This window comes from Paenibacillus sp. BIHB 4019 (assembly GCF_002741035.1).
Taxonomy (GTDB): Bacteria; Bacillota; Bacilli; order Paenibacillales; family Paenibacillaceae; genus Pristimantibacillus.
The window spans coordinates 3,215,089-3,240,367 of the sequence record NZ_CP016808.1; the positions used below are offsets into that span (position 1 = coordinate 3,215,089).

The 25,279-nt window shown below is 47.4% G+C and carries 23 protein-coding genes; 18 read left to right on the forward strand and 5 right to left on the reverse strand.

Annotation, left to right across the window (positions count from 1 at the left end):
- Nucleotides 1-19: 19 nt before the first annotated feature.
- From BBD42_RS13685 to BBD42_RS13725, 9 genes are all read left to right on the forward strand, one after another.
- Nucleotides 20-1,177 carry a pentapeptide repeat-containing protein gene (locus BBD42_RS13685; protein ID WP_099518589.1) on the forward strand — a complete coding sequence of 386 codons (1,158 nt, stop codon included), beginning with the start codon at nucleotides 20-22 and terminating at the stop codon, nucleotides 1,175-1,177.
- Nucleotides 1,164-1,754, forward strand: coding sequence for a hypothetical protein (locus tag BBD42_RS13690; protein ID WP_099518590.1), 591 nt, complete (start codon nucleotides 1,164-1,166; stop codon nucleotides 1,752-1,754). Before BBD42_RS13685 ends, BBD42_RS13690 begins: the two co-directional genes overlap by 14 nt.
- On the forward strand, nucleotides 1,744-2,427 hold the full coding sequence (locus BBD42_RS13695; RefSeq protein WP_099518591.1) for a DUF4280 domain-containing protein: 684 nt from the start codon (nucleotides 1,744-1,746) through the stop codon (nucleotides 2,425-2,427). The genes BBD42_RS13690 and BBD42_RS13695 overlap by 11 nt, the downstream gene beginning before the upstream one ends.
- A 22-nt stretch (nucleotides 2,428-2,449) precedes the next feature.
- On the forward strand, nucleotides 2,450-5,743 hold the full coding sequence (locus BBD42_RS13700; protein ID WP_099518592.1) for a CdiA C-terminal domain-containing protein: 3,294 nt from the start codon (nucleotides 2,450-2,452) through the stop codon (nucleotides 5,741-5,743).
- 1 nt (nucleotide 5,744) lies between these two features.
- Entirely contained in the window at nucleotides 5,745-6,248 is a 504-nt protein-coding gene (locus BBD42_RS13705) for a hypothetical protein (protein WP_099518593.1), read from the forward strand.
- Nucleotides 6,249-6,481: 233 nt separating this feature from the next.
- Nucleotides 6,482-7,618, forward strand: a complete 1,137-nt coding sequence (locus tag BBD42_RS31975) for a CdiA C-terminal domain-containing protein (protein WP_216364932.1) — start codon at nucleotides 6,482-6,484, stop codon at nucleotides 7,616-7,618.
- A 1-nt stretch (nucleotide 7,619) separates the two neighbouring features.
- Nucleotides 7,620-8,138 (forward strand): hypothetical protein, encoded by a 519-nt coding sequence (locus BBD42_RS13715; RefSeq protein WP_099518594.1) that lies wholly within the window; start codon nucleotides 7,620-7,622, stop codon nucleotides 8,136-8,138.
- A 192-nt stretch (nucleotides 8,139-8,330) separates the two neighbouring features.
- Nucleotides 8,331-9,044 carry a pentapeptide repeat-containing protein gene (locus BBD42_RS13720; RefSeq protein WP_099518595.1) on the forward strand — a complete coding sequence of 238 codons (714 nt, stop codon included), beginning with the start codon at nucleotides 8,331-8,333 and terminating at the stop codon, nucleotides 9,042-9,044.
- A gap of 111 nt (nucleotides 9,045-9,155) precedes the next feature.
- Nucleotides 9,156-9,836, forward strand: coding sequence for an endonuclease V (locus BBD42_RS13725; protein WP_099518596.1), 681 nt, complete (start codon nucleotides 9,156-9,158; stop codon nucleotides 9,834-9,836).
- 74 nt (nucleotides 9,837-9,910) lie between these two features.
- On the opposite strand, the gene BBD42_RS13730 is transcribed toward BBD42_RS13725, so the two are convergent.
- Nucleotides 9,911-10,273, reverse strand: coding sequence for a winged helix-turn-helix transcriptional regulator (locus tag BBD42_RS13730; RefSeq protein WP_099518597.1), 363 nt, complete (start codon nucleotides 10,271-10,273; stop codon nucleotides 9,911-9,913).
- Nucleotides 10,274-10,450: 177 nt separating this feature from the next.
- Here BBD42_RS13730 and BBD42_RS13735 point away from each other — a divergent pair, with 177 nt between their 5' ends.
- Nucleotides 10,451-11,653, forward strand: a complete 1,203-nt coding sequence (locus tag BBD42_RS13735) for an MFS transporter (protein ID WP_099518598.1) — start codon at nucleotides 10,451-10,453, stop codon at nucleotides 11,651-11,653.
- 261 nt (nucleotides 11,654-11,914) lie between these two features.
- Nucleotides 11,915-13,393, forward strand: a complete 1,479-nt coding sequence (locus BBD42_RS13740) for a carboxylesterase/lipase family protein (protein ID WP_099518599.1) — start codon at nucleotides 11,915-11,917, stop codon at nucleotides 13,391-13,393.
- A gap of 130 nt (nucleotides 13,394-13,523) precedes the next feature.
- Here the strand turns inward: BBD42_RS13740 and BBD42_RS13745 are convergent, their stop codons facing one another.
- On the reverse strand, nucleotides 13,524-14,972 hold the full coding sequence (locus BBD42_RS13745) for a DHA2 family efflux MFS transporter permease subunit (RefSeq protein WP_237163471.1): 1,449 nt from the start codon (nucleotides 14,970-14,972) through the stop codon (nucleotides 13,524-13,526).
- A gap of 119 nt (nucleotides 14,973-15,091) precedes the next feature.
- Here BBD42_RS13745 and BBD42_RS13750 point away from each other — a divergent pair, with 119 nt between their 5' ends.
- Nucleotides 15,092-15,658 (forward strand): PadR family transcriptional regulator, encoded by a 567-nt coding sequence (locus tag BBD42_RS13750; protein ID WP_172455492.1) that lies wholly within the window; start codon nucleotides 15,092-15,094, stop codon nucleotides 15,656-15,658.
- Between the two features lie 152 nt (nucleotides 15,659-15,810).
- Here BBD42_RS13750 and BBD42_RS13755 read toward each other — a convergent pair whose 3' ends face one another.
- Nucleotides 15,811-17,016 carry an MFS transporter gene (locus BBD42_RS13755; RefSeq protein ID WP_172455493.1) on the reverse strand — a complete coding sequence of 402 codons (1,206 nt, stop codon included), beginning with the start codon at nucleotides 17,014-17,016 and terminating at the stop codon, nucleotides 15,811-15,813.
- Nucleotides 17,017-17,087: 71 nt separating this feature from the next.
- Nucleotides 17,088-17,693, reverse strand: a complete 606-nt coding sequence (locus BBD42_RS13760; RefSeq protein WP_099518602.1) for a TetR/AcrR family transcriptional regulator — start codon at nucleotides 17,691-17,693, stop codon at nucleotides 17,088-17,090.
- Between the two features lie 137 nt (nucleotides 17,694-17,830).
- Between BBD42_RS13760 and BBD42_RS13765 the strand changes: the two genes are divergently transcribed.
- From BBD42_RS13765 to BBD42_RS13790, 6 genes are all read left to right on the forward strand, one after another.
- Complete coding sequence (locus BBD42_RS13765) at nucleotides 17,831-18,697, forward strand: YitT family protein (RefSeq protein WP_099518603.1); 867 nt, start codon at nucleotides 17,831-17,833, stop codon at nucleotides 18,695-18,697.
- Between the two features lie 259 nt (nucleotides 18,698-18,956).
- Nucleotides 18,957-19,238, forward strand: coding sequence for a metal-sensitive transcriptional regulator (locus tag BBD42_RS13770; protein ID WP_150131631.1), 282 nt, complete (start codon nucleotides 18,957-18,959; stop codon nucleotides 19,236-19,238).
- Nucleotides 19,239-19,266: 28 nt separating this feature from the next.
- A complete protein-coding gene (locus tag BBD42_RS13775) occupies nucleotides 19,267-19,467 on the forward strand; it encodes a copper ion binding protein (RefSeq protein ID WP_099518605.1) in 201 nt (66 codons plus the stop codon).
- Nucleotides 19,468-19,589: 122 nt separating this feature from the next.
- Nucleotides 19,590-20,540 (forward strand): DUF8832 domain-containing protein, encoded by a 951-nt coding sequence (locus tag BBD42_RS13780; protein ID WP_237163472.1) that lies wholly within the window; start codon nucleotides 19,590-19,592, stop codon nucleotides 20,538-20,540.
- A gap of 30 nt (nucleotides 20,541-20,570) precedes the next feature.
- The gene (locus BBD42_RS13785) at nucleotides 20,571-21,644 is read left to right on the forward strand and encodes a helix-turn-helix domain-containing protein (RefSeq protein WP_099518606.1); all 1,074 of its coding nucleotides are present in this window, start codon (nucleotides 20,571-20,573) and stop codon (nucleotides 21,642-21,644) included.
- 196 nt (nucleotides 21,645-21,840) lie between these two features.
- Nucleotides 21,841-23,628 (forward strand): tetratricopeptide repeat protein, encoded by a 1,788-nt coding sequence (locus BBD42_RS13790; protein ID WP_172455494.1) that lies wholly within the window; start codon nucleotides 21,841-21,843, stop codon nucleotides 23,626-23,628.
- Between the two features lie 162 nt (nucleotides 23,629-23,790).
- Here the strand turns inward: BBD42_RS13790 and BBD42_RS13795 are convergent, their stop codons facing one another.
- Complete coding sequence (locus BBD42_RS13795; protein ID WP_099518608.1) at nucleotides 23,791-25,182, reverse strand: allantoinase; 1,392 nt, start codon at nucleotides 25,180-25,182, stop codon at nucleotides 23,791-23,793.
- Nucleotides 25,183-25,279: the final 97 nt, after the last annotated feature.

Genomic DNA, 25,279 nt, shown 5'->3' on the forward strand with positions numbered 1-25,279 from the left:
ATAGATAGGAGTACAAGCGATGCATGATATGGAAATGTGGCAGCATTTTTTAGAAGAGGATGTTATCCCGCAGCGCAATGCGCAAATTCGGGCGTTGCATCATTATTATGTGAAAAATAAAGCGTTGATCGCGGCTGAGTTCACCGCGCTGTTTGACCGATTTTGCCAAGCGGTGCTGGCTCGGCAGCAGGAAGGGCTTTTGCAGAAATGTGCCTATATCCACATCTCCTTGCTGCGGACAAGCCTGAATGAAGGGCATCCGGTGTATATGCTCGAAGCGAGCGACAGGGAGACGGATGGCAAGGTGGGGCTGACTCCTTTTCGCTATGAGGCAGGGTGGATTTATGGCTTCGCAGAGGCTTGGGACCTGGGCTGCGAGGAGCGGCGCAAGCGTTATATGAACCGGATTGAGCGCCATTCGTTTGAGGTTTGGATGAAGGAGCAGCTGTATCCGTTTCATGTATATATGGTGCATGCGGCGCGGTATGCGATGGATGCGATTCGGGAGCTGGCTTCTTTTCAGGAGATCAAGAAGGATGATTCGTTTGAGGTGCGCGTGGGCGAATATCGGGATCGGGAGGTTAGCGAGTCGGTCTATTGCGTGAAGGAGCGGCAGCGGACGTCGATAACGTGCAAGGGCTGGCTGGAAAACAAGCTGGATCAGGACTATATCTATGAGCATATCGCTGGCGTGAACCTGATGCGAGGGCAGTACGAAGGAATCGACGTGAATTATACGAGATTCGAAGAGGTGACGCTGACGGGCAGCTCACTTGCCAGCAGCCGCATGCTGGGCACGCGATTCGAGCGGTGTGTGTGCGATCAGGCGGATTTTCTAGATTGCCTCTTATATGATGCCGATTTTCGCCATTGCGATCTGACCTATGCGCGGTTCGATGGCGTCCTCGGCAATCGGGACTATGTGGCAGAAGCGCATGGTCTGGTGTTCGGGATGAACGGCGTACAGTTTCAAGGGGCAGACCTGACGTATGCGAGTTTTCGGGGTGCGAAAATCGCGGCAGATTTTACGGGAGCCGAGCTGCTTGAGGTAGATTTCACCGGAGCAGATTTAACAGGCAGCCGCATGCTGGAGCGGGATTCGCTGCGGGTGGAGCTGACGGAGGAGCAGCGGCAAATGATTTGCTGGGTAAAGGAGCCGTTGCATGAGCATGCGTAGAGAGTGGGGAGAAGAAGGGGATTGGCACTCGCATGAGCTGGAGGCAGGGATGGAATATTTCGTGCTGGAGCATGATCGGCGCCTGCCGGCAAACGGGGCAAATCTCGCTTTCCCCGAGCACATGCTGAGAGGCTACCGCTATGCGGAGCAGCAGGAGATGGTGTACGTCAAGAAAGGGAGCCGTCTGAATCCGGGTTGTATGATTGAAAATCCGCTGCTGCTCGTAGGCGCTGAGCTGCGGGCGGTCGTCAGCCGAATGGTTCCAAATATTAACTATAAGAGCGTCATCGTCATGGATTTGGAGCAGCAGGGACAGTTTTTTTATGACTGGATGGATGTGCAGGAGGTGCCTTGCTTAGCGCCAGAGCGGACCGTGACGGAAAACGGGCGGGTGAGCAAAATGTGGGTAGATCCATGGGCGCTGCAGGATGCTGCGATTTTTCAAATTCCGTACTATAGGAGCCGCGTGCTGGTGGTGCGTGTAGATATAGCGGAGGGGCTGCTGCGGAAAAGCCTGTATGGGCTGAGTGTGAGACGAATTGAGTTGGTAGGGGGAATGGGCTCAAATGGGGCATAGGGAAACGATCTTGAAAAAAACGACACTTAAGGCTTTGCTGGAGTCTCCGTGGCGAAGCGAGGATACGTATGTGACGGCAGGGGCCTATATGCATTGCTCCTACGGTTCTCACGAGGAGGTGCTGAATAAGCCGGAGCCGAATGGCATTTATATTAACGGCAGCCCGATGCTGACGGTGGAGGATTGCAAAGTGTCCCTGTCAACGCCCAATACCATTGTGGGGATCCCCTTTGATCGTATGGGTCAAGAAATTGACGGGAATTTTTATTCCTTTGGCTTTTGCCGAAGTGAGCAGCATCCAATGAAACTGGCGGAATCAGCAGGTGCGGGCATGCCTTCGGACCCCTCTTATATCATTGATACGGATCCAGAGGAGCCTACTTTTAACCTGCCTGTTTACCCCTGTGCGCCCAAGCTGATGGCAGCTCCGGCTCCAGCGGGAGCGCCATTTAAATCTGCGCCGCCGATCGGACTGCCAAGCGGATTGCCATCGCTTAGTGCGATGCTGGAGAAGCTGAAAGGGCCGCAATGGACAAACGGCAGCCCGAGTGTATCGATACAAGGGGCAGCTGCGTTAACGAGCAAATCCTGTTTGTTTTGCCAGTATGGGGGACAAATTCGGCTGCTGACCAATGGGATGGATCCGGCACCTCCGGAGTTTTCCGTGAGATAAGGGGAAGAAGGGAGGTGACGGCATGGAAGTGAACTATGAAGGAGACGGCTACCAGCTGGTATGGCCTTATAAGCTTAAGGCCGTGCGCAGCTTTCGCATCGAGCGGAAGTTCAATGCGCATGCGAAATGCACCTTTACGGCGGAAATGACGGAAGAGGAAGCCGAAGCTTGTATAGGCAGAAGCAGCTTCGAGGACAGCCTAATCATGCGCAAGCCCGCTGAGCCTAAGGCGGAAAGCTGGTTTGCCGGGGGCATTACGCATGTAGACATTGAAATGGAGGACGGCATTCCGCATGTGAAGGTCGAGGCGATGTCGCGCACGTATGCGATGGATTTGGAGCCGAAAAATCGGTCCTATCAGAATAAGCATCTGACGTATACGGACGCAATTCTGCAGCTGGTCAAGAACTATCCCCGCGGAGACGCGCAAAATATGGCGACGAGCGATCAAGCGACACTCGGCTCCTTGATGGTCCAGTTCGAGGAGACGGATTGGCAGTTTCTAAAGCGGTTGGCGTCGCGGGTTGGAACGGTCATTTTGCCGGATGTGGTGATGGATACCCCGCGCGTGTATTTTGGCGTACCGGACTTGTCCTGGGGGAAGGAGCTGAAGGCGAAGCGTTATACGGTTCTGAAAAATCGCGCTGCCTATGAAGAGCTGAAAGCCCATGCGGAAGGCAGTGATGCGGATCGTATTCATGAAGCGGACTTCGTCAGCTACCGCATAACCAGCGAGCAATTTTGCCAGGTTGGGGACGATGTCGTATTCAAGAAGCAGATGTGGGTCGTAGCTGAGTCGATCATCAGCTATGCCTCGGGGCTGCTGACCTATGAATATATGCTCGTCCGGCGCCAGACACTGAGGCGGAAATCTCGGCAAAATGAAGGGATTCAGGGTGTGTCTCTGGAAGGTCGCGTCGTGAAGCGGGCGAACAATATGGTCAAGGTGCATCTGGATATCGACAACGCACATGACGAGCAGGGGAACTGGTGGTTCCCGTATTCGGGGGAAGGCAACAATATGTTTCACGTGCTGCCGGATGAGGGGGCGCGGATAAAGGTCTATTTTCCAAACGGTGTGGAAAAGAAAGCGATGGCGATCAACTCGGTGCGAGGCGGCAGCGAGGAGATGAAAAGTCGAACGGTGTTCCAGAAGCCAACGACGAAGGTGTTTGAATCGCCGGGAGCGGCCAAGATGCAGCTGGGGGACGATGGGGTTCTTTTTGAAAAAGGAACGGTCAGCCTGCATTTGGATGGCGGAAACATTACGGTGAATGCGAGTGAAGATGTGCTGCTGGTCGCGGGCAATAAGGTGGAGTTGGGCAGCGGCAGTGAGAAAGGGATCCTCGAATCGATCCGAATGCGGGCGACGAATCAGATCGCATTGCAAACGAATGCGGAGCATTATGTGCTAATCAGCGATAACCGTGTCGGCATCAAGAGCAGCAAGCTGGATTTTCAGAAGGTGGAAGTACCGTTCACCGAGCTGCTGACGGATGAAGAGATGGAGCAGATGTATCTGGATGAACAGTTGTCCGAGCAGCTTGCTGCGAATATGGAGCAAGAAAAGCAGAAGTATAATGGGGCTCCAATCTCGGAGGAATATTTGTACCAGAAGGTTCATCCTGCAACCAAGGAGCAAATGAAAAATGATCCGAACTTAGGCGCTAAAGCGAAGGACTGGATCAAGACTCAATCGACGGAAAAGCAGCAAGAGATTTATCAGAAGAGGTATGGTCCGAAATCGAGTGAACCAAGCAAAGATAGAGAGGGAGAGCTTGCGCGTAGACAGCAGGTGTATGATCAGCAGGATCGGGACCGAACGGCCGTGCATAATTGGAATCAAGAGGTAACGGCGATCAGCAAGCGTGGTCAAACGGAAGGGAAGTCGGTAGCGGAGATCCAGTCGATGCTGCCCGCGCCGCCTGTGCTTTCGTCTAGTCCTCCAAAGGAGAACATGTTGTCAGGAATGATCCACGAGGTGCTGAATGCACCTGGGGTTCAGAGCTTCCTGGAACAAATGGTACCTGCGCTGGATGCCTGGGCGTTGGAAAATATGATTCCGCAAAAGCCGGACTATCTGAGCAAGCAGACAGCAAAAACGGTATACTTATCTCGATATACGTATGAGGAATTAATATTAGGTCCGCAAATGCTGATAGCAGAGTTCAATCTTATTTTTGGGGTTATTGCGATTATTGCGGCGATACCGTCAGGCGGGGGATCACTTTACCTCTTAGTAGCGGCTGACGTTGCTTTAGGCGCAGCCATGATTTGGGTCAATGCAGAGAAATTAATGGATTTGAGGAACGGTGATGATAGCACCAACCCTTCCTTATTTGGCATCGACCAGTCTATGCTGGACAAGCTAGGTATTGCGCTGACAGTTGTGAACTTGGGTATTTTGCTGAAGCATGGCTTGTACGCCGCTGCGAATAAACTAGCGAATGGTCGGAATGTAGCAGCGCTGGATGATACTTGGACGAAGTTCAAGCTGGAAAATGTCAAACCTAAACCGAAGGAACCGCCTGCGCCGCCGCAAACGAAGACAACAACGAAAGAACCTTCAAAAGACGTACCTGGTGTAAATCGGCCGATTGATGAGTTTGATGATGCGGCGATTTATCAGGGGGCAGGTAAAGGTAGATCGGAGCATCCGAATGCAACAGGTGGGGAAGTAGGGGGGACAGGTAATTCTGCAAAGATACCTAGAACAGGACCAGAGTGGGATGAGTATTTCCGTTCAAAATATGGCGATCAGAATGTGGACTGGAAAACGAGTTCAGAATATAAACTATATGGTGAAAAACATATTCCTTATACACCTAAAATTAGACCAAATGCTATCATTACAAAGCCTTCATTACCTAAGGGTGGCAAACCAGTAGGAAACTACGCTGAAGCTAATGGAAAAGATACTCGAGGAATAGATAGACAAAATGAAGCAGCGGATGTGCTGGCGGAAAATGGATATCGCACGATAATGCTTGACGAAGTCCCCAATGGAAATGGTTTTGGTGGAAACGGCTATGGTATTGATCCTCAAAAAAGTCCAGACTTCATAATTGAAGGACAAGTATTTGATTGTTATGCTCCTGATTCAACTAATCTAAAAAACATTCTTGACACACTTAGAGCAAAAACTACTAAACAGGCTAGACGAATAGTGTTAAATTTAAATGATTATCCTGTTGAAAAAAGAGCTGAGCTTATTGAGTTTATATTAAGTCAAACACACAAAGATTTAAAAAATTTAAATGAACTATTGATTATTGAAGGTCGAGAAGTAACTAGAGCGTACTGGAGGTTTGAGTAAAATGGATTTCCGATTATCAATTGGTTTTGATTTACCTAGGGAGGACTTGAGAAAAATATTTTATGATATGATACGTGATGCTTTAATTTTGGAATTAAATATATATGAAGCAGAAATAAGTGATTGGTCTGACGCTCAACAAGTGAGCATTAGTTGTACTTATTTTTCTCTAAGTATAGATTTAGATGACGAGGAGGAATATTTAGAACGTTTTCGAGAGATGAATCTTGAAGCGTACGGTGTGGATACAAATGTTCTTGTAAATATTCAATTTATAACGCGTACATTTGATATAGGATGGTTGAAGTTATTGGAAATGATAGGAAAATTATTGAATATAAATGACAGAGATTTGATTTTAGAGGATGATTCCACATATCCATTACTGAAAAGAATTAAAGGATCTTTACTTATCAATAGTAATTTAGATGAATATAGGACTTGGTATATGACTAAAGAAAAACTAGCACTACTGAACAAACCATATCTAGAAGAGGATTTTTAAAGATAGTAGTTTATACACAGTTCTGAGTAAGAACGTCCAATAGTTTTCATAATAGGATCGTACAATAAAGCCAACTAAGCCACAATGCGAGATTGCTATCCGTATTGTGGTCTTCTTTTACCCATGTCCCTGTTTTAATGCTTGAAGAGTAGCCCCACTCGGTAAAAACGGTATACTTATCTCGTTATACGTATCAGGAATTAGAACTGAACCCCCAGATTTTGATGGCACAAATGAACATCGTATTTGGAACCGTGACCATCGTTCTGGCTATTGGAACGGGTGGGGGATCGTTGTATGTCTTAGCAATAGCGGATGGCGTTCTAGTCGCGGCAATGGTTACGGTGAATGGAATGAAGGCGTACGCCTTGTCTCACGGTAATGTAGTTACACCCCTATTGGATCTGGAGCAGAAAATACTGGATGACCTAGGAATAACCTTGGCGGTCGTGAATTTAGCGCTCCTGCTGAAGCATGGTGTATATACGGTAGCGAACAAGATGGCGAATGGTCGGAATATAGCAGCGGTGGATGATGCTTGGAAAGCGTTCAAGCTAGATAATGTCACACCGCCTAAACCGATGGAACCGCCTGCGCCGCCGAAAACGAAAGGACCTTCAAAAGGCGGTCCTGGTGTAAATCAACCGATTGATGAGTTTGATGATGCAGCGATTTATCAGGGGGCAGGTAAGGGTAGACCGGAGCCTTCGAATGCAACGGGTGGGACAGTTGAGGGGCGGGACAATTCTGCAAAGATCCCTAGAAATGGATCAGAATGGGATGGAGATTTTCGTTCAAAATATGGCGATCAGAGTGTGGACTGGAAAACGAATTCAGAATACAAACTATATGGTGAAAAACATATTCCTTATACACCTAAAATTAGACCAAATGCTATAATTACAAAGCCTTCATTACCTAAGGGTGGCAAACCAGAAGGAAATTATGCTAAAGATACAGGTAAAGATGCTCGAGGATTAAAAAGACAAAATGAAGCTGCTGATGTTCTTGCAGAACAAGGATATCGTACAATAATGCTTGACGAAGTCCCCAATGGAAATGCATTTGATGGAAATGGCTATGGCATTGATCCCTCTAAAAGTCCAGACTTTATAATTGAAGGACAAGTATTTGATTGTTATGCTCCAGATAAAGGTACTAGTTTACAGAATATTCTTACTACACTCAGAAGTAAAACTACAAAACAAGCTAGAAGAATCGTATTAAATTTAAATGATTATCCTGTTGAAAAGAGGCGAGAACTTATTGATTATTTAATAAGTCAGACACACAAGGATTTAAAACATCTAGACGAACTATTAATCATTGAAGGTCGTCAAGTAACAAGAGGGTATTGGAGGTTTGATTAAAATGGATTTTAGGGTATCTATTGGTTCTGATTTGCCTAGAGAAGCCTTGCGAAAGATACTTTACGATATGATATGCGAAGTGTTTTTTGTAGAATTAATTAATTATGAAGTGGAAGTAAGGGATCGATCTGGTGCTCAGCAAGTGAGTATTGGTTGCACTTATTTTTCACTAAGTATAGATTTAGATGAAGAAGAAGACTATATTAAACGCTTTCGAGAGATGAATCTCGAAGATCATGGAGTAGATACAAATGTTCCTATTAGTTTTCAATTTATATCGCGTACTTTTGATATTGGGTGGTTAAAGATGCTTGAAGTTATTGGGAAACTACTGCAGTTGAACGATAAGGATTTGGTTGTTGAAGATGATACCTCCTATCCATTAATAAAAAGGGTTAAAGGGAGTTTACTGATCAATACCCATTTAGATGAATATCAAACGAGTTATTTGGCTAAGGAAGATTTAGAACTACTGAACTACCCCTATCTAGAAGAGGATTTTTTTAAAGATAGAGAGTAAAAAAGCAGCCACTCTTTATTTGCTGAATAACAGGAACATTCAATCCTGTGAATGAGAGCCAAAAATGAGTGGGAGAAGAACAGTTTTGCAGCACAGGCTGCAAGCTGTTCTTTTTCTATAAAAGTCGAAATTGCACGGAGTATCTATAGCAACAGTATTTAAATAGCTAATTTTAAGAAGGCAGGTGTTGAAATGGGAGAGCAGTCGAATGATTTAGCAAAAGTTATGGAGAAGATTAATAGAGTTCGATTAGAAGAAGGAATACTGGATTACTTAGAGATAGGCGGGCTGGATCTATCTTTTTCAGACTTATCAGAGCTAAGGGCAGATCGAATAATGGCTCATGGTACGAACCTGCGAGGCTCTGAGCTACTGCGTGTCTCCTTGCGTGATTGTGAATTTGGCAAGGCACATCTGGAAAGCTGTAATTTGGAGGAAGCGGATATCGCTGATTGTGTATTGAGCGAGGCGAACCTGCGTAAAGCTCAGATGAAGTATGCACAGATAAAAATAAGTACGTGTATAGAGACTTGTTTTGACGAGGTGGATTTTTACCATGGCCATTTATCTGGAACGACTTTCAATGGAGCTGCATTTCGCCAGGCGAATCTAATGGGAATTATTGCAATCGGGGCCTATTTTGATGAAGCCATCTTTTCTGGTGCTGTTCTCATAGATGGAAACTTTGAAGGATCTGATTTCATTAAGGCTAATTTATCCGAAGTACAAGCTAGGAATGCGAATTTTTCAGGAGCTGATTTAACTGGAGCTACACTATGGAATGGTCATTTTGAAGCAGCTGACTTTACAAATGCTAAACTTGACGATGTGATTTGGAAAGGGGCTAACATAGAAGGAGCTAAGTTCGATAAAGGTGTTAGAGAACAAATCTTAAAACAGCTGTAAAAGGTATGATCATGCTGTGGACTACTGGCGATGATGCCACCACCTCAGGCTGTATCCCTGATAAAGCCGCAGTTTTAGTCATGAATACATATAACGAAAGGTCCAAACAAAATGGAAAATAAAATAACCGCAAGCTATAATGCCATTCAACAGGATTTAGTTCAACAAATTAAGTTGGAAAATCATTTTAAAATAGAAGATATTAAGCTCATTGCCGGAGTGGATCTAGCGTACTGGGAGGAAGCTGGAAAGACAATTGCAGTGTGCTGCATATGTGTCGTAGATTTTCTGACGAAAGAGGTTGTGGAAATACAGTCATTAAAAGCTGAAGTTAAGGTGCCTTATATACCGGGCTATTTATCTTTCAGAGAATTGCCTTTAATTATCGAAACCTTTAAGCTGCTGACTAGCGATCCAGATATGATCATGTTTGATGGCAATGGATATTTGCACCCTAGAAATATGGGAATCGCCACACATGCGTCCTTCCATCTGAATAAACCGACGATAGGCATGGCGAAAACTTATTTGAAAATCGATTCGGTTGATTTTGATATGCCGGCGAATGAAGCAGGGGCGTTCACCAATATTGTAATTAACAACATCGTATATGGACGAGCGCTAAGAACGCATAAAGACGTGAAGCCTATTTTTATTTCATGCGGCAATTGGATCGATATAGATACAGCGACCGCCGTCACGCTAGCGTTAATTAATAAAGAAAGCAGACTGCCTATACCTGTAAGACTGGCGGATTTAGAAACTAAAAAAAAGAGAGAGCATTTTAGATAGCATATGAAAAGGCTCGTTCCACTTGGGCTTCAAGTAGGAATAAGCCTTTTTTTAGAATAGCTTTAGAAAAGCCTTTATTTATTCAAAACGCTATCCTCCAGCATCGAATACTTATCGCCATAAATTCGGATAATATGCTCTTCTCCCCAGTTGCAGAGGGCGCTCAAAATGCTATCGAGGCTGAGTCCGTATTCGGTCAGCTCGTATTCGACTTTAGGCGGCACCTGATTATACGTAATCCGGTTCACGATTCCATCGTCCTCCAGCTCGCGGAGCTGCTGAGTGAGCATTTTTTGCGTAATGCCTGGCATGAGCCGTTTCAGCTCGCTTGTCCGCTTCTTGCCGTGGGTGAGATGGCACAGAATGACGCATTTCCATTTCCCTCCGATAACCTCAAGCGTCGCTTCTACGGAAATATTGTATTTCTTCTTCGTCATGCTGCTCCTCCTTGCTGATCGGTATTTATGGGTACTTTTTAGTGCCTACAGTACTGAAAAGTACGTACTATTCATTTGGATAGATATAACCTATCATAGCATTTATCGATCCATTGCGGCTACTCGCGAAGTGAACCGTACCCAATAGATACACGACAGGATAGGAGGCAATATAGCATGACTATTAATCAAAAAAGAAGCATATTGGCATTGCTGGCTCTCGCCGTTAGCGCCTTTGCCATTGGTACCACGGAATTTATAAGCGTCGGGCTGCTGCCGCTGATTTCAGAGGACTTGCAGGTATCGCTGCCGACAGCGGGGCTAACTGTTTCCCTTTATGCACTAGGTGTAACGATTGGAGCTCCCATTCTTACATCTCTAACGTCCAGCTTGTCACGCAAAACGCTGCTCATGTGGATTATGCTCATCTTCATTATCGGCAACAGCTTAGCGGCCGCATCGGCTAGCATTGAGGTGCTGCTGATTGCGCGCATCGTATCGGCTTTCTCGCATGGCTTATTTATGTCGATTGGCTCGACGATTGCGGCTGATCTTGTTCCGGCGAACCGCCGTGCCAGCGCGATTTCGATTATGTTCAGCGGATTGACCGTTGCGACGGTAACCGGTGTGCCGCTCGGTACATTTATCGGCCAGCTGTGGGGCTGGCGTACGGCTTTTGTCGCTATCGTAATTGTCGGCGTTCTTGCGTTTATCGCGATCATGCTGCTCATTCCAGGCGATTTGCGCAAAGGGGCTCGTTCTTCCTTTAAAGATCAATTGCAACTGGTCAAAAATGGCCGGCTATTGCTGCTGTTCGCCATCACCGCCTTGGGCTACGGTGGCACATTTGTCGTATTCACTTATTTATCCCCGCTATTGCAGCAAATAACCGGATTTAAATCGGGAACGGTCACGGTTATTTTGCTCGTATACGGTATTGCGATTGCGCTCGGTAATATGATTGGCGGAAAGCTTGCCAACCGCAACCCGATTGTTGCTTTGTTTTATATGTTTATGGTGCAGGCCGTTGTGCTCGTTATCCTGACATTTACGGCGCCTTTCAAAATCATCGGTCTAGTGACGATTATTGCGATGGGACTGCTGCATTTTATGAACGTGCCGGGTTTGCAGGTGTACGTTGTAATGCTGGCCGAACGGTTCGTGCCGCGTGCAGTTGATGTGGCCTCGGCGATCAATATTGCTGCCTTTAATGCAGGCATTGCCATCGGCGCTTATCTTGGCGGCATTATTGCTGCTTCCATCGGGCTTATTCATACGACCTGGATCGGCGCGTTGATGGTGCTCGGAGCGGTGCTGCTGAGTGGGTGGAGCATGGCGCTGGAGCGCAACGATCAGAAGGGAAGTCAGAAAGCAGCGTGATTTTAGCGGGAGTAAACAATCTGAAATAATAACAGGGCTGTCCATCCGTCAGTAAAAACAGCTCATCATTAAATGGATTATGGATGGAATTAGAAGCCCCTTAGGGTCGGGAAGTTAGAAGTAGAAAAGGCATAAAATTGATAAGCGGACGCCCATTTGCTATCATAAATAATAAGGGACTGACCAAAAGAACAAATCGGTCATTTCGTTTGTTTTCAACATTTTTTGCGTTCAATTATGGGCAATGAGGGAGAGTGAAGCATGTCAACGATCGAGGTACACACGAAGGATGGCGCGGTTAAAGGGCAGCAGTTAAACGGAGTTTCCGTTTGGAAGGGAATTCCCTATGCCAAGCCGCCAGTAGATGAGCTGCGATTTGCAGCGCCTGTTCCGCCTGAGCAGTGGGAAGGCGTCAGAGAAGCTTTCCATTTTGGCCCTGAAAATATACAGCCGAGACACAATGGGGCGTCAGCGGAGTTCGCCGCAGGTGCGTTCCTCGAATCAGAAGATTGCCTATATTTAAATGTATGGGCACCGGAAGCAGCCGTTACTGAAAATGCAGCCGCGCCGCTTCCAGTTATGGTATGGATTCATGGAGGCTCTTTCTTGACCGGAGCAGGAAGCTTGCCTCTCTATGATGGATCAGAGCTGGTGAAGCGAGGAAATGTGATCGTCGTAACGATCAATTACCGTCTAGGACCGTTCGGGTTTCTGCATCTCGCGCCGCTTGGCGGCTCCTTCGTATCGAATGCGGGACTTCTAGATCAAATAGCAGCACTGGAATGGGTGAAAAATAATATCGCGGCGTTCGGCGGCGATCCCGCTGCCGTCACCATTTTTGGCGAATCCGCAGGCAGTATGAGCATTGCAGCGCTGCTGGCCATGCCGAAGGCGAAAGGCTTGTACAGCCGTGCCATTATGCAAAGCGGAGCCTCGCAGTCCATTGCGCCTCAGCAAGCGGATGCCATCCGGGCAGGCCTGCTTCAAGGTCTCGGCATTGGCCCATCTGAGCTGGATAAGCTAAGGAGCGTGCCGGCAGAGCAGATTTTTGCAGCAGGAGAAAAGCTGAAGGAGCAGGCGGGAGACCGGTTTGCGCTGCTGTTTCAACCGGTGCCCGACGAGGCGACGCTCCCGCAGACGCCGCTTGAGGCCATTCAGGGAGGGGCTGCGGCGGACATTCCTCTGCTAATCGGGACGAATTTGAATGAGGGGCATTTTTTCATCCGGCCCGATATGCCTTTTGATGATAATCTTGATATGTCCAAAGCGCTGGCTTTTATGGCGCCGGATATCAAAAACACAGGCGCAGCCGCGGCTGCTTATCCGCAAACGTCAGATGGACAAGCGCAAATGATGACCGAAGCCTTTTTCTGGCGTTCGTCCCTGCAGTTCGCCACCGCGCAAAGCGAGCATGCGCCTGTATGGATGTATCGTTTTGACTGGGTATTGCCGGAGCACCCGCTGCTGAATAAAGCGATTCACGCCATTGAAATCTTCTTTGTGTTCAATACGCTGGAGCATATGCAGAGCATGGGCGTTACACCCGATGAGTCCATGAGGCAGTTAGCTTGGCGCATGCAGGATGCTTGGATTGCTTTCGCCAAACAGGGCAAGCCTAAAGTTGAAAATGTTACCTGGCCTGCCTACAGCAAGCCGGAGCGTTCGACGCTCATTTTCAACCACAGTATTCAAGTGATTGCTGACCCTGAAGCCCAAAAACGCGAGCTGCTGGAGCTGTAAAGCATCAGCTTAAAATAAGCTTCAAATCGAAAAGCACCAATGAAGCAGGCGCAATTGCCTATTTCATTGGTGCTTTGTTGTATTGGTATTTGGTGCTTGGGTGTTCATAATCTCTTTAATCCTTCATTCATTACCTGCTTGGCTGCAAAACTGCCGCCCGCCCTTTCCGCTGTTTAAGCAGCAGCAAGAGAGGGAAGCCGGCAAGCACTGTAATGGCACCGACCACAAACACATCATTAATGCTCATTGTGAACGACATTAGGCGGATCGTATTCGTATCGGTAGCGCCAGACTGGATGAGCTCGCTGCTATGGATGGCGGTACGGCTGGAGATGAGTCCCGTAAACACTGCGATAGCGAAGGAACTGAGCACATTGCGAATCCAGTTGCTGATGGAAGCGGCATGACCGGACCACTCAGGCGGAATTTCTTCCATGGAGGCGGTACTGCTCGGAACGGAAGCAAAACCAAGCCCGATATTGCGAATAATCATTCCCCATAGTACGAAGCTGTAAGCCGTATCCATATGCAGCCAGCTGAGCATAAACAGCCCTGCGAAAATAAATATGATGCCAATGCTGATCATTTTCACCGCTCCAAGCTTCGGATACAGCTTTCCGGCTATTGGGCTTAGAAGTGCCAATATGACGGAGGAGGGCAGCAAAATCAACCCTGTTGCAAGCGGACTTTCGAGCTGCACCTGCTGCAAAAACAGCGGAGTCAAATACGTTCCCGTGTACAGCGCGACCGTCACCATGCCATAGATGCTCAGCATGACGGTAAAACGGCGAATGCGGAAAACCCGCAAATTCAGCAGCGGCTCCTTGGCCGTCAGCTCCCGCCAAATAAAGAGGCCCAGCAAAGCGACGCCTGAACACATAAGCAGCAGCGTTTTCCATGAGCTCCAGCCCCAGCTATTGCCCTCGCTGAAAGCTACGAGCAGCGCCAGACTGCCGAGAATAACGGTCATGATGCCCGGAATATCAAGCGATTTTGGGATGTTCATCCGATAATAAGGAATTAGCTTTTGGGTCAAAATAATCGCAATCAGCCCAATCGGCACATTGAACAAAAACAGCCAATGCCAGCTTGCCTGCTGCAGCAGCCAGCCGCTGAAAGTCGGTCCAATTGCAGGAGCGACCATCGCCGACAGCGACCATAGGCTAACCGCAAATGCCCGGCGCTCCTTCGGCACAACCTGAAAAATAATCGTCATCGTACAGGACATAATAAGTCCGCTGCATGCCCCTTGCAGCATCCGAAATACGATCAGCGACGTCGTATCCCATGCGGTAGCGCACAAAAACGAAAACAGCGTAAAGCCGATCAGCGCGTATAAATATAATCGTTTATAGCTGAATCGTCCTCCCAAATACCCGACGAGTGGTGAAATGACTCCGGTTGCCAGCATAAAGCCCGTCACCATCCACTGCATGGTCGAAAGCTCCGAGTGGAAATGCTCCATCAGCAGCGGAAGCGCAATATTAATCGTCGTTGTGCTGAGCACGGAAAGGAACGTTCCGAAGAAAATCGCAATCATAATCGGCCAAAATCGTATCGTAGTCGTCTGCTCCTCCAAAACAAATGTCCTCCTGTCATTGCTTATATGTCTACTTTTACATATAATATTCTGTGTTATCTATGTTACACTTATGCATTTTATATGTCAATAATGACATATTGGGAGGCCGTTATACGATGCGATTAAACACTTTATCCTACGGGTTGCTTGCTTTGCTAAGCGCTAGCCCACTGACAGGCTATGATTTGGCGCAAAAAATAAAGCCGCTGTGGCAGGCGGGCCACAGTCAAATTTACCCGCTGCTTGCTGCGCTGGAGCAAAACGGCTATATCGCTTTTGAGCGGATCGAGCAGCAGGATAAGCCGGACAAGAAGGAATATTCCATTACCGATAAAGGGCTAACGGAGCTGGGAAGATGGGTGGAGCTGCCAGCGGAAAATCCTGTGCTGCGGGACGAGCTGCATTTTAAGCTATATGGCTTATGGCTGTCAGAGCCGGAAAAGGCGAAGGCGCTGCTCGTTACTCGCGAAGCTTTTTGCCGGAGCGAGCTGGAACGATATGACGGGCTAATGCGTGCTCTGGAGGAGAAGCGCATAAGCGGGAAGGAGGCGCGCAAGCAGAATGCACGGCTGCTCGGGCGTTATTTGCTGATCAGCAAACGGATGATGGATACGCGGACGTCATTGGCTTTTTGCGAATGGGCAATGAAGGAGCTTGAAGCCAGCGAATGGCTGGAGGGCTGACACGGGCTGGGAGTTCACGATTATGCTCGGAGGAAGCGCCGTTTTTTTTTTCTGGTCGAGATTATATTACAAAAGAAAAACGATGTAATTAACTCCGAAGCAAAGCCCAATCCTCTATGTAGAGTGGATTGGGCTTTGCTTCGTATCAGCTTTTATGCTTTATGAGAGGCGGCTGTGTCACTTCTCTGAAAATGCACCTTGAGCGAAGGAAGAACAGATATCAAACATACGGCTGCCGCTATGAGGTAGACGGGAACCAAGCCGATCGAAGTCGCTAGCAGTCCGGATACACCTGTGCCAAGCAGGGTCGCCCCTATGAACAAGGGGGTCATCAGGCCATTGACCTTGCCGACCATTCCGTCGGGAATTTTCGCAATGACAAAGCTGGCAACTGCCGTATTAAGAACGGCGAGCAGCATGCCGTTGGCGAAGCGGAATGCACCAGTAACCAGCGGCCAGATAGAGGAACCTTCCACTATAAAGGTAATGCCAAGAAAGGCGAGTGCGAGCGGCAGCAAATATTTAGCTTGGAGCAGCTTAGGCAACAGCGCTGCAAGCAGCGAGCCCAGCAGCAGGCCAATGCCGTCTGCGGTGGCGAACCACTGCACATTTTCCTTGCTAAGGCCAAGCCTTTCGGTCACTATAAATATTTCAAGCGGCTGAACGAGCCCGGCTGCCAGACCGATGAAGGCGAAGGTTAGAAATAACCGAAGTAAGCTTTTCTCAGCCATAACGAAGCGGTAGCCGGAGGTTAAATCGCTTTTAAGTGAAGCATTTGAACGTTCCTTGGGCTTATCATCCTTTGGCAGCATGGTGAGCGCGGCTGCTGACAATAGAAATAACACAGGAAGCACAAGCAGCGATGCCGTTATTCCCGCCCACTGATAAATCGCCGTTCCAACAATCGGACCGAGAATAAGAAACAATGACGATAGACTTTGCGAAAGGCCAACTGCGGCGGGAACCTGATCCTCACGAATATGGCGTTTGAACACCTTCGCTGATGAAGGTTGTGAAAATTGGCTGACGATGGCGGATACGAATACGGATACATACAGCGCTTCCCACCAATCATTCGCCAGCATAAGCATAATGACGCCAATCGATGCGGCGCTGAGCAGGTCGCTGGCAATCATCGTGCGCTTCGGATTCCAGCGGTCGGCAAGCACGCCGCCAACGATGGAAAAGATAAAAATCGGCGCGTATTCCAAAATGGACAACAGCGATACGGCAACCTTATTGCCATTCGTTTGCTCCATGACAAAAAAGAGGAGTGCCATATTGCGAATCCAAATCGCCAGCTGCTGCATAACATCTGAAAAAAGAATAATGCGAAAAGTACGGTTCTGATATAACATGGTATTCATTCCCTTCGTTTGTAGACCGACCAACCGGTCCAATTAATAGCTAAAAAAAGCGCCAGCTATCTTCACTTAGCGCGTATACCATTCAACAGCAGCTTGGCTGCCAGATGAAACAGCTTAGAGACCCGATCCGGTTCCTGCTCCCGGTCAATCGTATAATACACTTTTCCTAGGCCCTCCATCATGCTGCTGACAATCAAAACAAGCTCTTCCTCATCACTAGCAACAAATAGGCCGCTGGCTTGCCCCTCGCGAATAAGGTCGCGGCAGGCTTGCGATGCGTTATTCATGATCTGGAGAAGGCGATTGAAGATTTCCTCCTGTGAGAACGCTTGGCTGCGCGAAAATTCCTCCATGGCTTTCATAAGCGGATTTTGAAAATCATGGGCGTAATGCTCTGCAAGTGCATAAAGCTGTTCCTCTACAGTAGTCAGCATCTCTCGTTTACGATCCCATGCCAAGCGCCATTGCTCGCTATCTTCCTCAACCACCGCAAGGAAGAGCTGTTCCTTGCTCGGGAAATGATGATATAGGCTGCCTTTGCTGACCTTGCTGCTCTCGCATACCTCGTTCATGGAAACGGCGCCATAGCCTTTCTGGACAAACAGCTGCTTTGCCGTGGAGGCGATGCGGCGTTTAGTTTCTTCACCATCTGAACGTCCCTTGACCATTTGTTGTCCCTCCTGATAGACCGACTGATCGGTCTAATTATAGGCGAGTGAAGACAATCTTGCAATATTTCCAGCCGTTGTTTTGAAAAATATCCATTTCTATGCTAGTCTTAAAAGAAAATAGTCGGAGGCAAAGCATGGCAAAAGCGCATAAGAAACTCTCAAAGCTTGAAATTTTGAAAAGAACGATGTTTATTACAATCGGAGCCGTCCTCATGGGCGTCGCACTGGAACTATTCCTCGTCCCAAATAGCGTCATTGACGGAGGAATTACCGGTATTTCGATTATGATCTCTCACCTGACTGACAAGCCTCTGGGTATTTTTATTTTCCTCTTGAACCTGCCATTCCTGTTCATCGGCTTCAAGCAAATTGGTAAAACGTTTGCGATATCTACTCTATACGGCATCGTAGTCATGTCCGTAACGACGCAAATGCTGCATCACGTGGACGCTTTTACAGAGGATAAGCTGCTTGCTGTATTGTTCGGCGGTATTATTCTTGGCGGTGGTATCGGTCTCGTTATCCGTTTCGGCGGATCGCTGGATGGCACGGAAATTTTGGCGATTTTAGCCTCGAAGAAGTTTTCCATGCCGGTTGGACAATTTATTATGATCGTCAACGTGTTCATCTTCATTTTGGCAGGCTTCGTCTTCAAATGGGATTCCGCCATGTATTCGATGTTCACGTATTATATCGCGACAAAAGTGATGGATATTGTGGTGGAGGGTCTCGACGAATCCAAATCGGTTACCATTATATCCGCCGAATACGAGGAAATTTCTGAAGCTGTTATGAGCCGTTTGGGCAGAAGCACAACGTATATCCAGGCAAGGGGCGGCTACTCTAGAGAAGAAACGCAAATGATCTACTGCGTAGTCAACCGTCTGGAAGTGGCGAAGCTTAAATCTATCGTCCATGACATTGATCCGCGCGCATTCGTTGCCATTGAGCATGTATCTGATGTAAGCGGCGGCAACTTCAGCAAGAAAGAAATTCACTAAACGAATTCATGCACGACTCTATATGATCTTGTTTTTCCAAAAAGCAGCAGCTCAGGACACGCATTTATGGTCTGGAGCTGCTGTTTTTTTGATCCTATGCATTTAGCCTTTCATACGGCTTTACATACCCTATGGGGGTATGTTAATATGAAAATAAGCTTATGCTATACCCCCTGGAGGTATTAAAATGGACAAAGAAACGAAATCGGCTTGTTTGCATCAGCATGTGGATTCAGGTGGTGCAGGCGACGACCAGTCCATGGAGCGTCTGAGCCATCATTCCGATGATATGAAAGCGAATTTGATCAGGCGCCTGAACAAGGTGGAGGGTCAGATCCGCGGCGTGAAGGCGATGATTGAGAAGGATACGTATTGCGATGATGTGCTCACTCAGATAGCAGCTGCGCAATCGGCATTAAACGGGGTAGGCAAGCTGCTGCTGGAAGGGCATATGAAAAGCTGTATTGTCGATCGCATTCAGGCAGGCGAGCATGAAGTTATTGACGAGCTGTTGATTACCGTTAAGAAATTAATGAAATAATAAAACATTATTCAAGGAGGCTATAAAGATGGAAAACGTAACACTTAAAGTAGAGGGCATGTCCTGCGGGCATTGCGTGAGCACAGTGGAGAAAGCTGTAAATGAAGCGGGAGCGAGCGGCAAAGTCGATTTAGCAGCTGGACAAGTAGCGGTGGAGTTTGATGCAGAGAAAGTATCACTGGCTTCCATTAAAGAAGCGATTGAAAACACCGGTTTCGACGTCGTATAACACGGGGCATAAGCTAAGCATGCAGAGCCCTCTTTTTCCGAAGCGAACATAGCAAGATGGTTTGGGCTTTGGAGAAGGAGCGGCTTTTTGTGTTTTTTAAAAAAGGAGTTGGGAAAAGGAAAATGGCAAAAAGAAAAGCGGCGCTCTATATGACGATGATCGCTCTTGCAGGCATGCTGGCAGGATGCGGTTCGAATAGCACGAACACTAGCGGCACAAGCGCAAGCGAACATGAAGGGCATGAGCAGTCTAGTCCGGCAGCTGCACCAGAAGCTGCGGAGTCAGGCTCACACAATGGGCACGGCGGTGATGAGAAGGCGGGGAGCAATAACGGTCATGGCGGCGGCCATGGGGATATGGACGGTATGGAGCGTGAACAGGCAAATGCCGACGTGAAGTGGAGCTTCCAGAGTGGGGAGCCAGCAGCAGGAGCGGAAGCAGCGATCGAGCTTAATGTGACGGATGCTGAGGGTGCGCCAATCGAGAAGTTTGATTTAAACCATGAGAAGCTTATGCATTTGATTGCCGTAAGCAGCGACTTGAACTATTTTTCACATATACACCCGAATTATGAAAGTGGCGGCAAATTTACAGTGAAGGAAACGTTCCCGGCCGCTGGCGCATACAAGCTGTTTGCCGATTTTATACCGACAGGTGCCGCGCAGCAGACGATGAGTACAAAGGTGGAAGTTACGGGGCAAGCTGCTGCTAAAGTCGAGCTGAAGGCAGACCAAGAGCTTGTAAAGACGGTGGAAGGGCAGCAGGTGAAGCTCGCGCTGTCAACGACGAAAGCGGGCGAGGAAGCTAAGCTTACGTACATCTTTGAGGATGCAGCGACGGGGGAGCCGGTGACAGATTTAGAGCCTTATTTGGGCGCTGTGGGCCATGTCGTCATTATTAGCGGCGATTTGGAGAAATATTTGCATGTGCATCCGCTGGATGAGGCGGCAAAGGGTCCGGATGCTGTTTTTGCCACCGAGTTTCCAGAGCCTGGCGTATATAAAATATGGGGACAATTCCAGCGCGGCGGGAAGACGTTTATCGTCCCTTTCGTCGTGAACATTCAAGCTTAAACCTAACTTAGAAGCAAGGAGGAGAGGCGGTTGCTTCCTTTCATACAGCTGCTGCAGCATCGAACGGCTAGGCCGTCGGTCCGCTTCGCCCATCTGAGCATTGGCTCGATAGCGGCAGCCCCGAGAACGATTTACGATCATAAGTTTATTTTTGTGCTAAAGGGGAGCGGCATCGTTTCTTCTGAAGGCAAGCAAGCCGCATATAAGGAAGGTTCGGTCATTATGATTCCGCCGGGCGTCGCCCACAGCTTGATGCAGGGGCAGGAACAGGAGGATGAGCTGCATATTGCGATTCATTTTGACTGGGAGCCGCGGATACAACTGAAAGAGGAGCTATTGCATCACATTGATAGTGAGGCGTCCGAAGCGGAGTGGGAATTGGCAGCATCAGCGCTGGTGCCAGCGCCAGTACCAGAGGCGCAAGCATCAACATCAGCGCTGGCGCCAGCGCCAGTACCAGAGGCGCAAGCATCAACATCAGCGCTGGCGCCAGCGCCAGTACCAGAGGCGCAAGCATCAACATCAGCGCCCTATTCTATTTGGCTGCCGCATGTGACGGTGCTTGAATCGGCATCGGACGAGCTATTTGCTTGTGCGGGCTGGACGGTGCGCGCCTATGAGCAGGGCGGTGCTTACCAACGGCTGCGTACTGATGCAGAAATGCTGAACTTAATCGTGCAGCTGGTCGAAAATATAACGGACGGCCCTCAGGCGCTCCAAACGCTGCACCCCTATGAAAACGAGCAAGCGGCTGCGCAGAAGGATCACAGCGATATGATCGCATTCGCGCAGCGGATGGAGCAGCTTGCCGAAGAGCTGCCAATTTCGGCAGCGGTATTTGAGGAACTGTACCGGGAAAGCTGTTTTGCTGACAGCCATTTCCGCACGCTGTTTGAAGAGCAGCTCGGCATGGCGCCGCATTTTTATTTCACGAGTCTTCGCCTGAGTCGAGCTTCGCAGCTGCTGCTGGATACTGAGCATACCGTACAGGAAATCAGCAGTTTGTGCGGCTACGAGGATGCTGAATATTTCAGCCGCTTGTTCCGCCAGCATGAAGGCATGATGCCTCAGGAATTCCGGCAATCGCTGAGGTTTACGGGGTAGAATTAATGGAGCAGAAATTATTCACTGAGTGAGTAATTTGTTAATAGACATGACTTTATATAAAAGTAACATACGGGGCGGACTTCTATAGGAGTCCGTTTTTTTGTTTTCTCAATTTCAGGCTAATAAAATTACATAAATTATGTTAAAATTAAAATCGCTGATATTTTTACATATTCTGAAAGAAGGCATGCAGATGAATTTTCTTGCTGGAATGAAAGCAAAAATATTTTTAGAGAAAGATGAGAATTCCGCTACTGCTTTCATTCATTACGTAGCACTCTCCTTTTTTGTGCTGGTCCCATTCGCTTTTGCTGGTGCATTCAATAATGTTTCGTTTCTAGTTTCATTTGCTTTCTCCGGATTGTTTTTTACTTTATATGATATGACGACTGGAAAAAGTGGATTCATGCTGTTTCTAGGAATACTTTTTACTATAACAATCCCGCAAGTATTGCAGTTTAAAGCTATGAAACAAGTGTTGAAAGATTTTTTAAACTATTTAAATAGTAATCTTAGCCTTGATATAAGCTCTGCATCAATAAGTAATGCTTTAACAATCGCCAGTTTAGCGCTTGTTTTATTTAGTTTATCCAGGAAAAATCAGAAGATCAAAGAAATAGAAGGCGAAAATGAAAGTCTCAACAAGAAGGTAGAACAGCAAAAGGAATGGGACATCAGGTTTGAACAAATCGCTCAACTCAATTCAATAGATGATCAAATTGAAGAACTCTCATCTATTATTGAGCTAGAAAAAGACCCTGCTATTTTATCTAGATCGTACACTCTGCGTGGTAATGCATTTAAAAAACTTGGGAGATTAGACGAAGCATTAGCTGATTTTAGTGAATCAATAAAGTGTAAATCTGATTATTTCCCGGCTTATGTTTATCGTGGAGAGATACTAAAAAGTATGGGAAATCAGCACGAGGCTCTAAATGAGTATACTAAGGCAATAGAGTTAAAACCTAAAATAGCTGAGTTATATAATAATCGTGGTGTTGTTTTTAGTAATATTGGTAATAAAGATAAAGCATTAATTGATTATTCTAAGGCTATAGAAATAAAACCAGATTATGCTAAGGCTTATAGTAACCGTGGGATTGTGTATGATGATTTAGGAAAGTATGAGGAAGCATTAAAAGATTATTTAAAGGCTATAGAGATAAAACCAGATTATGCTAGGGCTTATACTAACCGTGGGAATGTATATGATAATTTAGGTAAACATGAAGAGGCTCTAAGAGATTATGCGAAAGCCATAGAGTTGAACCCAGAAGATGCTTCTGCTTATTATAACCGTGGGTATGTATATAATAACTTAGGAAAACATGAAGAGGCGCTGAGAAATTATACGAAAGCCATAGAGTTAAACCCAGAAGATGCTTCTGCTTATTATAACCGTGGGGATATATATGTTAATTTAGGAAAGCATGAAGAGGCACTAAAAGATTATACGAAAGGGATAGAGTTAGACCCAGAAGATGCTTCTACTTATTATAACCGTGGGAATGTGTTTGTTAAACTAGAGGAATATAAAGAGGCACTGAAAAATTATACGAAAGCCATAGAGTTGAACCCAGATGGTGCTTCTGCTTATTATAATCGTGGGTATGTGTATAATAAATTAGGAAAACATGAAGAGGCGCTAAAGGATTATACGAAAGCCATAGAGTTGAACTCAGAAGATGCTTCTGCTTATAATAACCGTGGAGAAATATATGATAAAATAGGAAAGTATGAAGAGGCACTAAGGGATTATACGAAAGCCATAGAGTTAGAACCGGAAGTTGCAGATAACTATTATAATCGTGGGAGGATATTTAGCACTTTAGGAGACTCGCACAAAGCAATACAAGACTATACCAAAGCAATTGAGTTAGATAGCAGCTATAGCACCAGGCTTGAAGCTATTATTAAGGATATAAAACTAAGTATGAGTGAGACCGCCTCAGGTGAAGGTTATGAGGAAGATGACGAGTAGTGAAAAATGGTAATACAACAAGATTAAACTCTTAAAACTTAATTTTTTTGTAAACGGCCAGATTTCTATGTGAACAGCATATTACAGAAAGCTGCCCATCAGTCATTTTGCGGGATAACTGATGGGCAGTTTCATGTTTTGCGGGCCAAGAATATCTAGAAGTCACACCTGCTGCTTCGCACAAGCAGGAGCACCGCTCAGCCATTGTCCTTCGAACGGCTGAACTACGCCACTTTTAACCTCGTACACCATATCCCCTCTACTCCAAGTAGCCATGACACGGCAGCCGAATTTTCTGCCGATATAAGGATTATGCTTATGACGGTGAAATAGATGCTCAGCTTCAAGAATGTATGGGGCATCGAGCTGCACCATAACAAGATCAGCATCCGCTCCGAGCCGTATTTCGCCCTTCGTATCGCTGAGGCCAAACCTTGCGGCGGGCGCGGACGAAAGCATCCGACTCAGCGCCGGGAGTGGAATCCCCCTCTTTGTATAGCCTTCGTCAATCATCAGCTCCAGCGAATTTTGCGCTCCCGCTATGCCTCCCCACGCCGTAAAATAATTCCTGGATTGCTTCAATTCGCTCGGGCAGGGGGAATGGTCGGAGGCGATCATATCGATATGTCCAGCAGCAAGCATCGCCCACAGCTTTTCCTGCTCGGATTTGCTCCGTAAAGGAGGGGCGCATTTGGCTGCTGGACCAATCAGCTCCAAATCACGGTCTGTGAGCACCAAATAATGAGGGCACGTTTCCAAGGTCACATCCATACCGCGCTTTTTAGCATTGGCTATTGTCTGTACGGCATCAGCACTGCTAATATGGACAAAATGCAAAGCGCATCCCGTCTGCTCCGCGAACAGGAGCGCCCGTTCAACCGCCTCAAGCTCAGCGCGCACTGGACGCGATGCCGTATAATCTGCCGCAGATATGGCGCCCTCAGCCAGCTTCTCTTTCGTCAAAGCAGAGACAATGGGCTCGCTTTCCGCATGCAGCGCCAGCACATGCCCGAGCTCTGCAATTATCTTCATCCCTGCCAGCAGCGTTACATCATCCACCTCGCGAAAGGCATCCTCGGACGGATCGCCGGGAGAAGACATAAAGGCCTTGAAGCCGATGACTCCGGCCTCATCCAATGCTCGCAAGTCATCTAGATGCCCCGGAACAAGCCCGCCCCATAATGCAAAATCCACAACGGATTTTCCTTGCGCAGCGGCAAGCTTTTGATGTAATGCGGCGACAGTAACGGTAGGAGGGAGGCCATTTAGCGGCATATCAATAAAAGTAGTGCAGCCGCCTGCTGCAAGAGCCGAGGAGCCGCTGGCAAAGCCTTCCCATGCTCCAAGTCCCGGCTCGTTCAAATGGACATGGGCGTCGATCATGCCGGGCATCACAATCATGCCGGTTGCCAGAACCGTTTGCTTGGCAGGGGCTGTCAATCGCTCAGCCAACTGTACAATTCGCCCATTGTGGATACCAATATCCAATTGGCGAACATCGTGGCTTAGGACAACCGAGCCGTCCCGGATGATTAAATCCAATGGTTCCTTCATAAGCTCACCTCTGTCCGATTAGGAGGATATAAACATAGAAGGCAGAACCACAAGGGCTCAGCCTTCCCGTTATGTTCCTCTTATTTTTATCCCTACT

Coding starts and splice junctions, on each gene's coding strand:
- BBD42_RS13685 (WP_099518589.1), top strand. CDS start 20: ATGCATGATATGGAAATGTGGCAGCATTTTTTAGAAGAGGATGTTATC.
- BBD42_RS13690 (WP_099518590.1), top strand. CDS start 1,164: ATGAGCATGCGTAGAGAGTGGGGAGAAGAAGGGGATTGGCACTCGCAT.
- BBD42_RS13695 (WP_099518591.1), top strand. CDS start 1,744: ATGGGGCATAGGGAAACGATCTTGAAAAAAACGACACTTAAGGCTTTG.
- BBD42_RS13700 (WP_099518592.1), top strand. CDS start 2,450: ATGGAAGTGAACTATGAAGGAGACGGCTACCAGCTGGTATGGCCTTAT.
- BBD42_RS13705 (WP_099518593.1), top strand. CDS start 5,745: ATGGATTTCCGATTATCAATTGGTTTTGATTTACCTAGGGAGGACTTG.
- BBD42_RS31975 (WP_216364932.1), top strand. CDS start 6,482: ATGAACATCGTATTTGGAACCGTGACCATCGTTCTGGCTATTGGAACG.
- BBD42_RS13715 (WP_099518594.1), top strand. CDS start 7,620: ATGGATTTTAGGGTATCTATTGGTTCTGATTTGCCTAGAGAAGCCTTG.
- BBD42_RS13720 (WP_099518595.1), top strand. CDS start 8,331: ATGGGAGAGCAGTCGAATGATTTAGCAAAAGTTATGGAGAAGATTAAT.
- BBD42_RS13725 (WP_099518596.1), top strand. CDS start 9,156: ATGGAAAATAAAATAACCGCAAGCTATAATGCCATTCAACAGGATTTA.
- BBD42_RS13730 (WP_099518597.1), bottom strand. CDS start 10,273: ATGACGAAGAAGAAATACAATATTTCCGTAGAAGCGACGCTTGAGGTT.
- BBD42_RS13735 (WP_099518598.1), top strand. CDS start 10,451: ATGACTATTAATCAAAAAAGAAGCATATTGGCATTGCTGGCTCTCGCC.
- BBD42_RS13740 (WP_099518599.1), top strand. CDS start 11,915: ATGTCAACGATCGAGGTACACACGAAGGATGGCGCGGTTAAAGGGCAG.
- BBD42_RS13750 (WP_172455492.1), top strand. CDS start 15,092: ATGCGATTAAACACTTTATCCTACGGGTTGCTTGCTTTGCTAAGCGCT.
- BBD42_RS13755 (WP_172455493.1), bottom strand. CDS start 17,016: ATGTTATATCAGAACCGTACTTTTCGCATTATTCTTTTTTCAGATGTT.
- BBD42_RS13760 (WP_099518602.1), bottom strand. CDS start 17,693: ATGGTCAAGGGACGTTCAGATGGTGAAGAAACTAAACGCCGCATCGCC.
- BBD42_RS13765 (WP_099518603.1), top strand. CDS start 17,831: ATGGCAAAAGCGCATAAGAAACTCTCAAAGCTTGAAATTTTGAAAAGA.
- BBD42_RS13770 (WP_150131631.1), top strand. CDS start 18,957: ATGGAGCGTCTGAGCCATCATTCCGATGATATGAAAGCGAATTTGATC.
- BBD42_RS13775 (WP_099518605.1), top strand. CDS start 19,267: ATGGAAAACGTAACACTTAAAGTAGAGGGCATGTCCTGCGGGCATTGC.
- BBD42_RS13780 (WP_237163472.1), top strand. CDS start 19,590: ATGGCAAAAAGAAAAGCGGCGCTCTATATGACGATGATCGCTCTTGCA.
- BBD42_RS13790 (WP_172455494.1), top strand. CDS start 21,841: ATGAATTTTCTTGCTGGAATGAAAGCAAAAATATTTTTAGAGAAAGAT.
- BBD42_RS13795 (WP_099518608.1), bottom strand. CDS start 25,182: ATGAAGGAACCATTGGATTTAATCATCCGGGACGGCTCGGTTGTCCTA.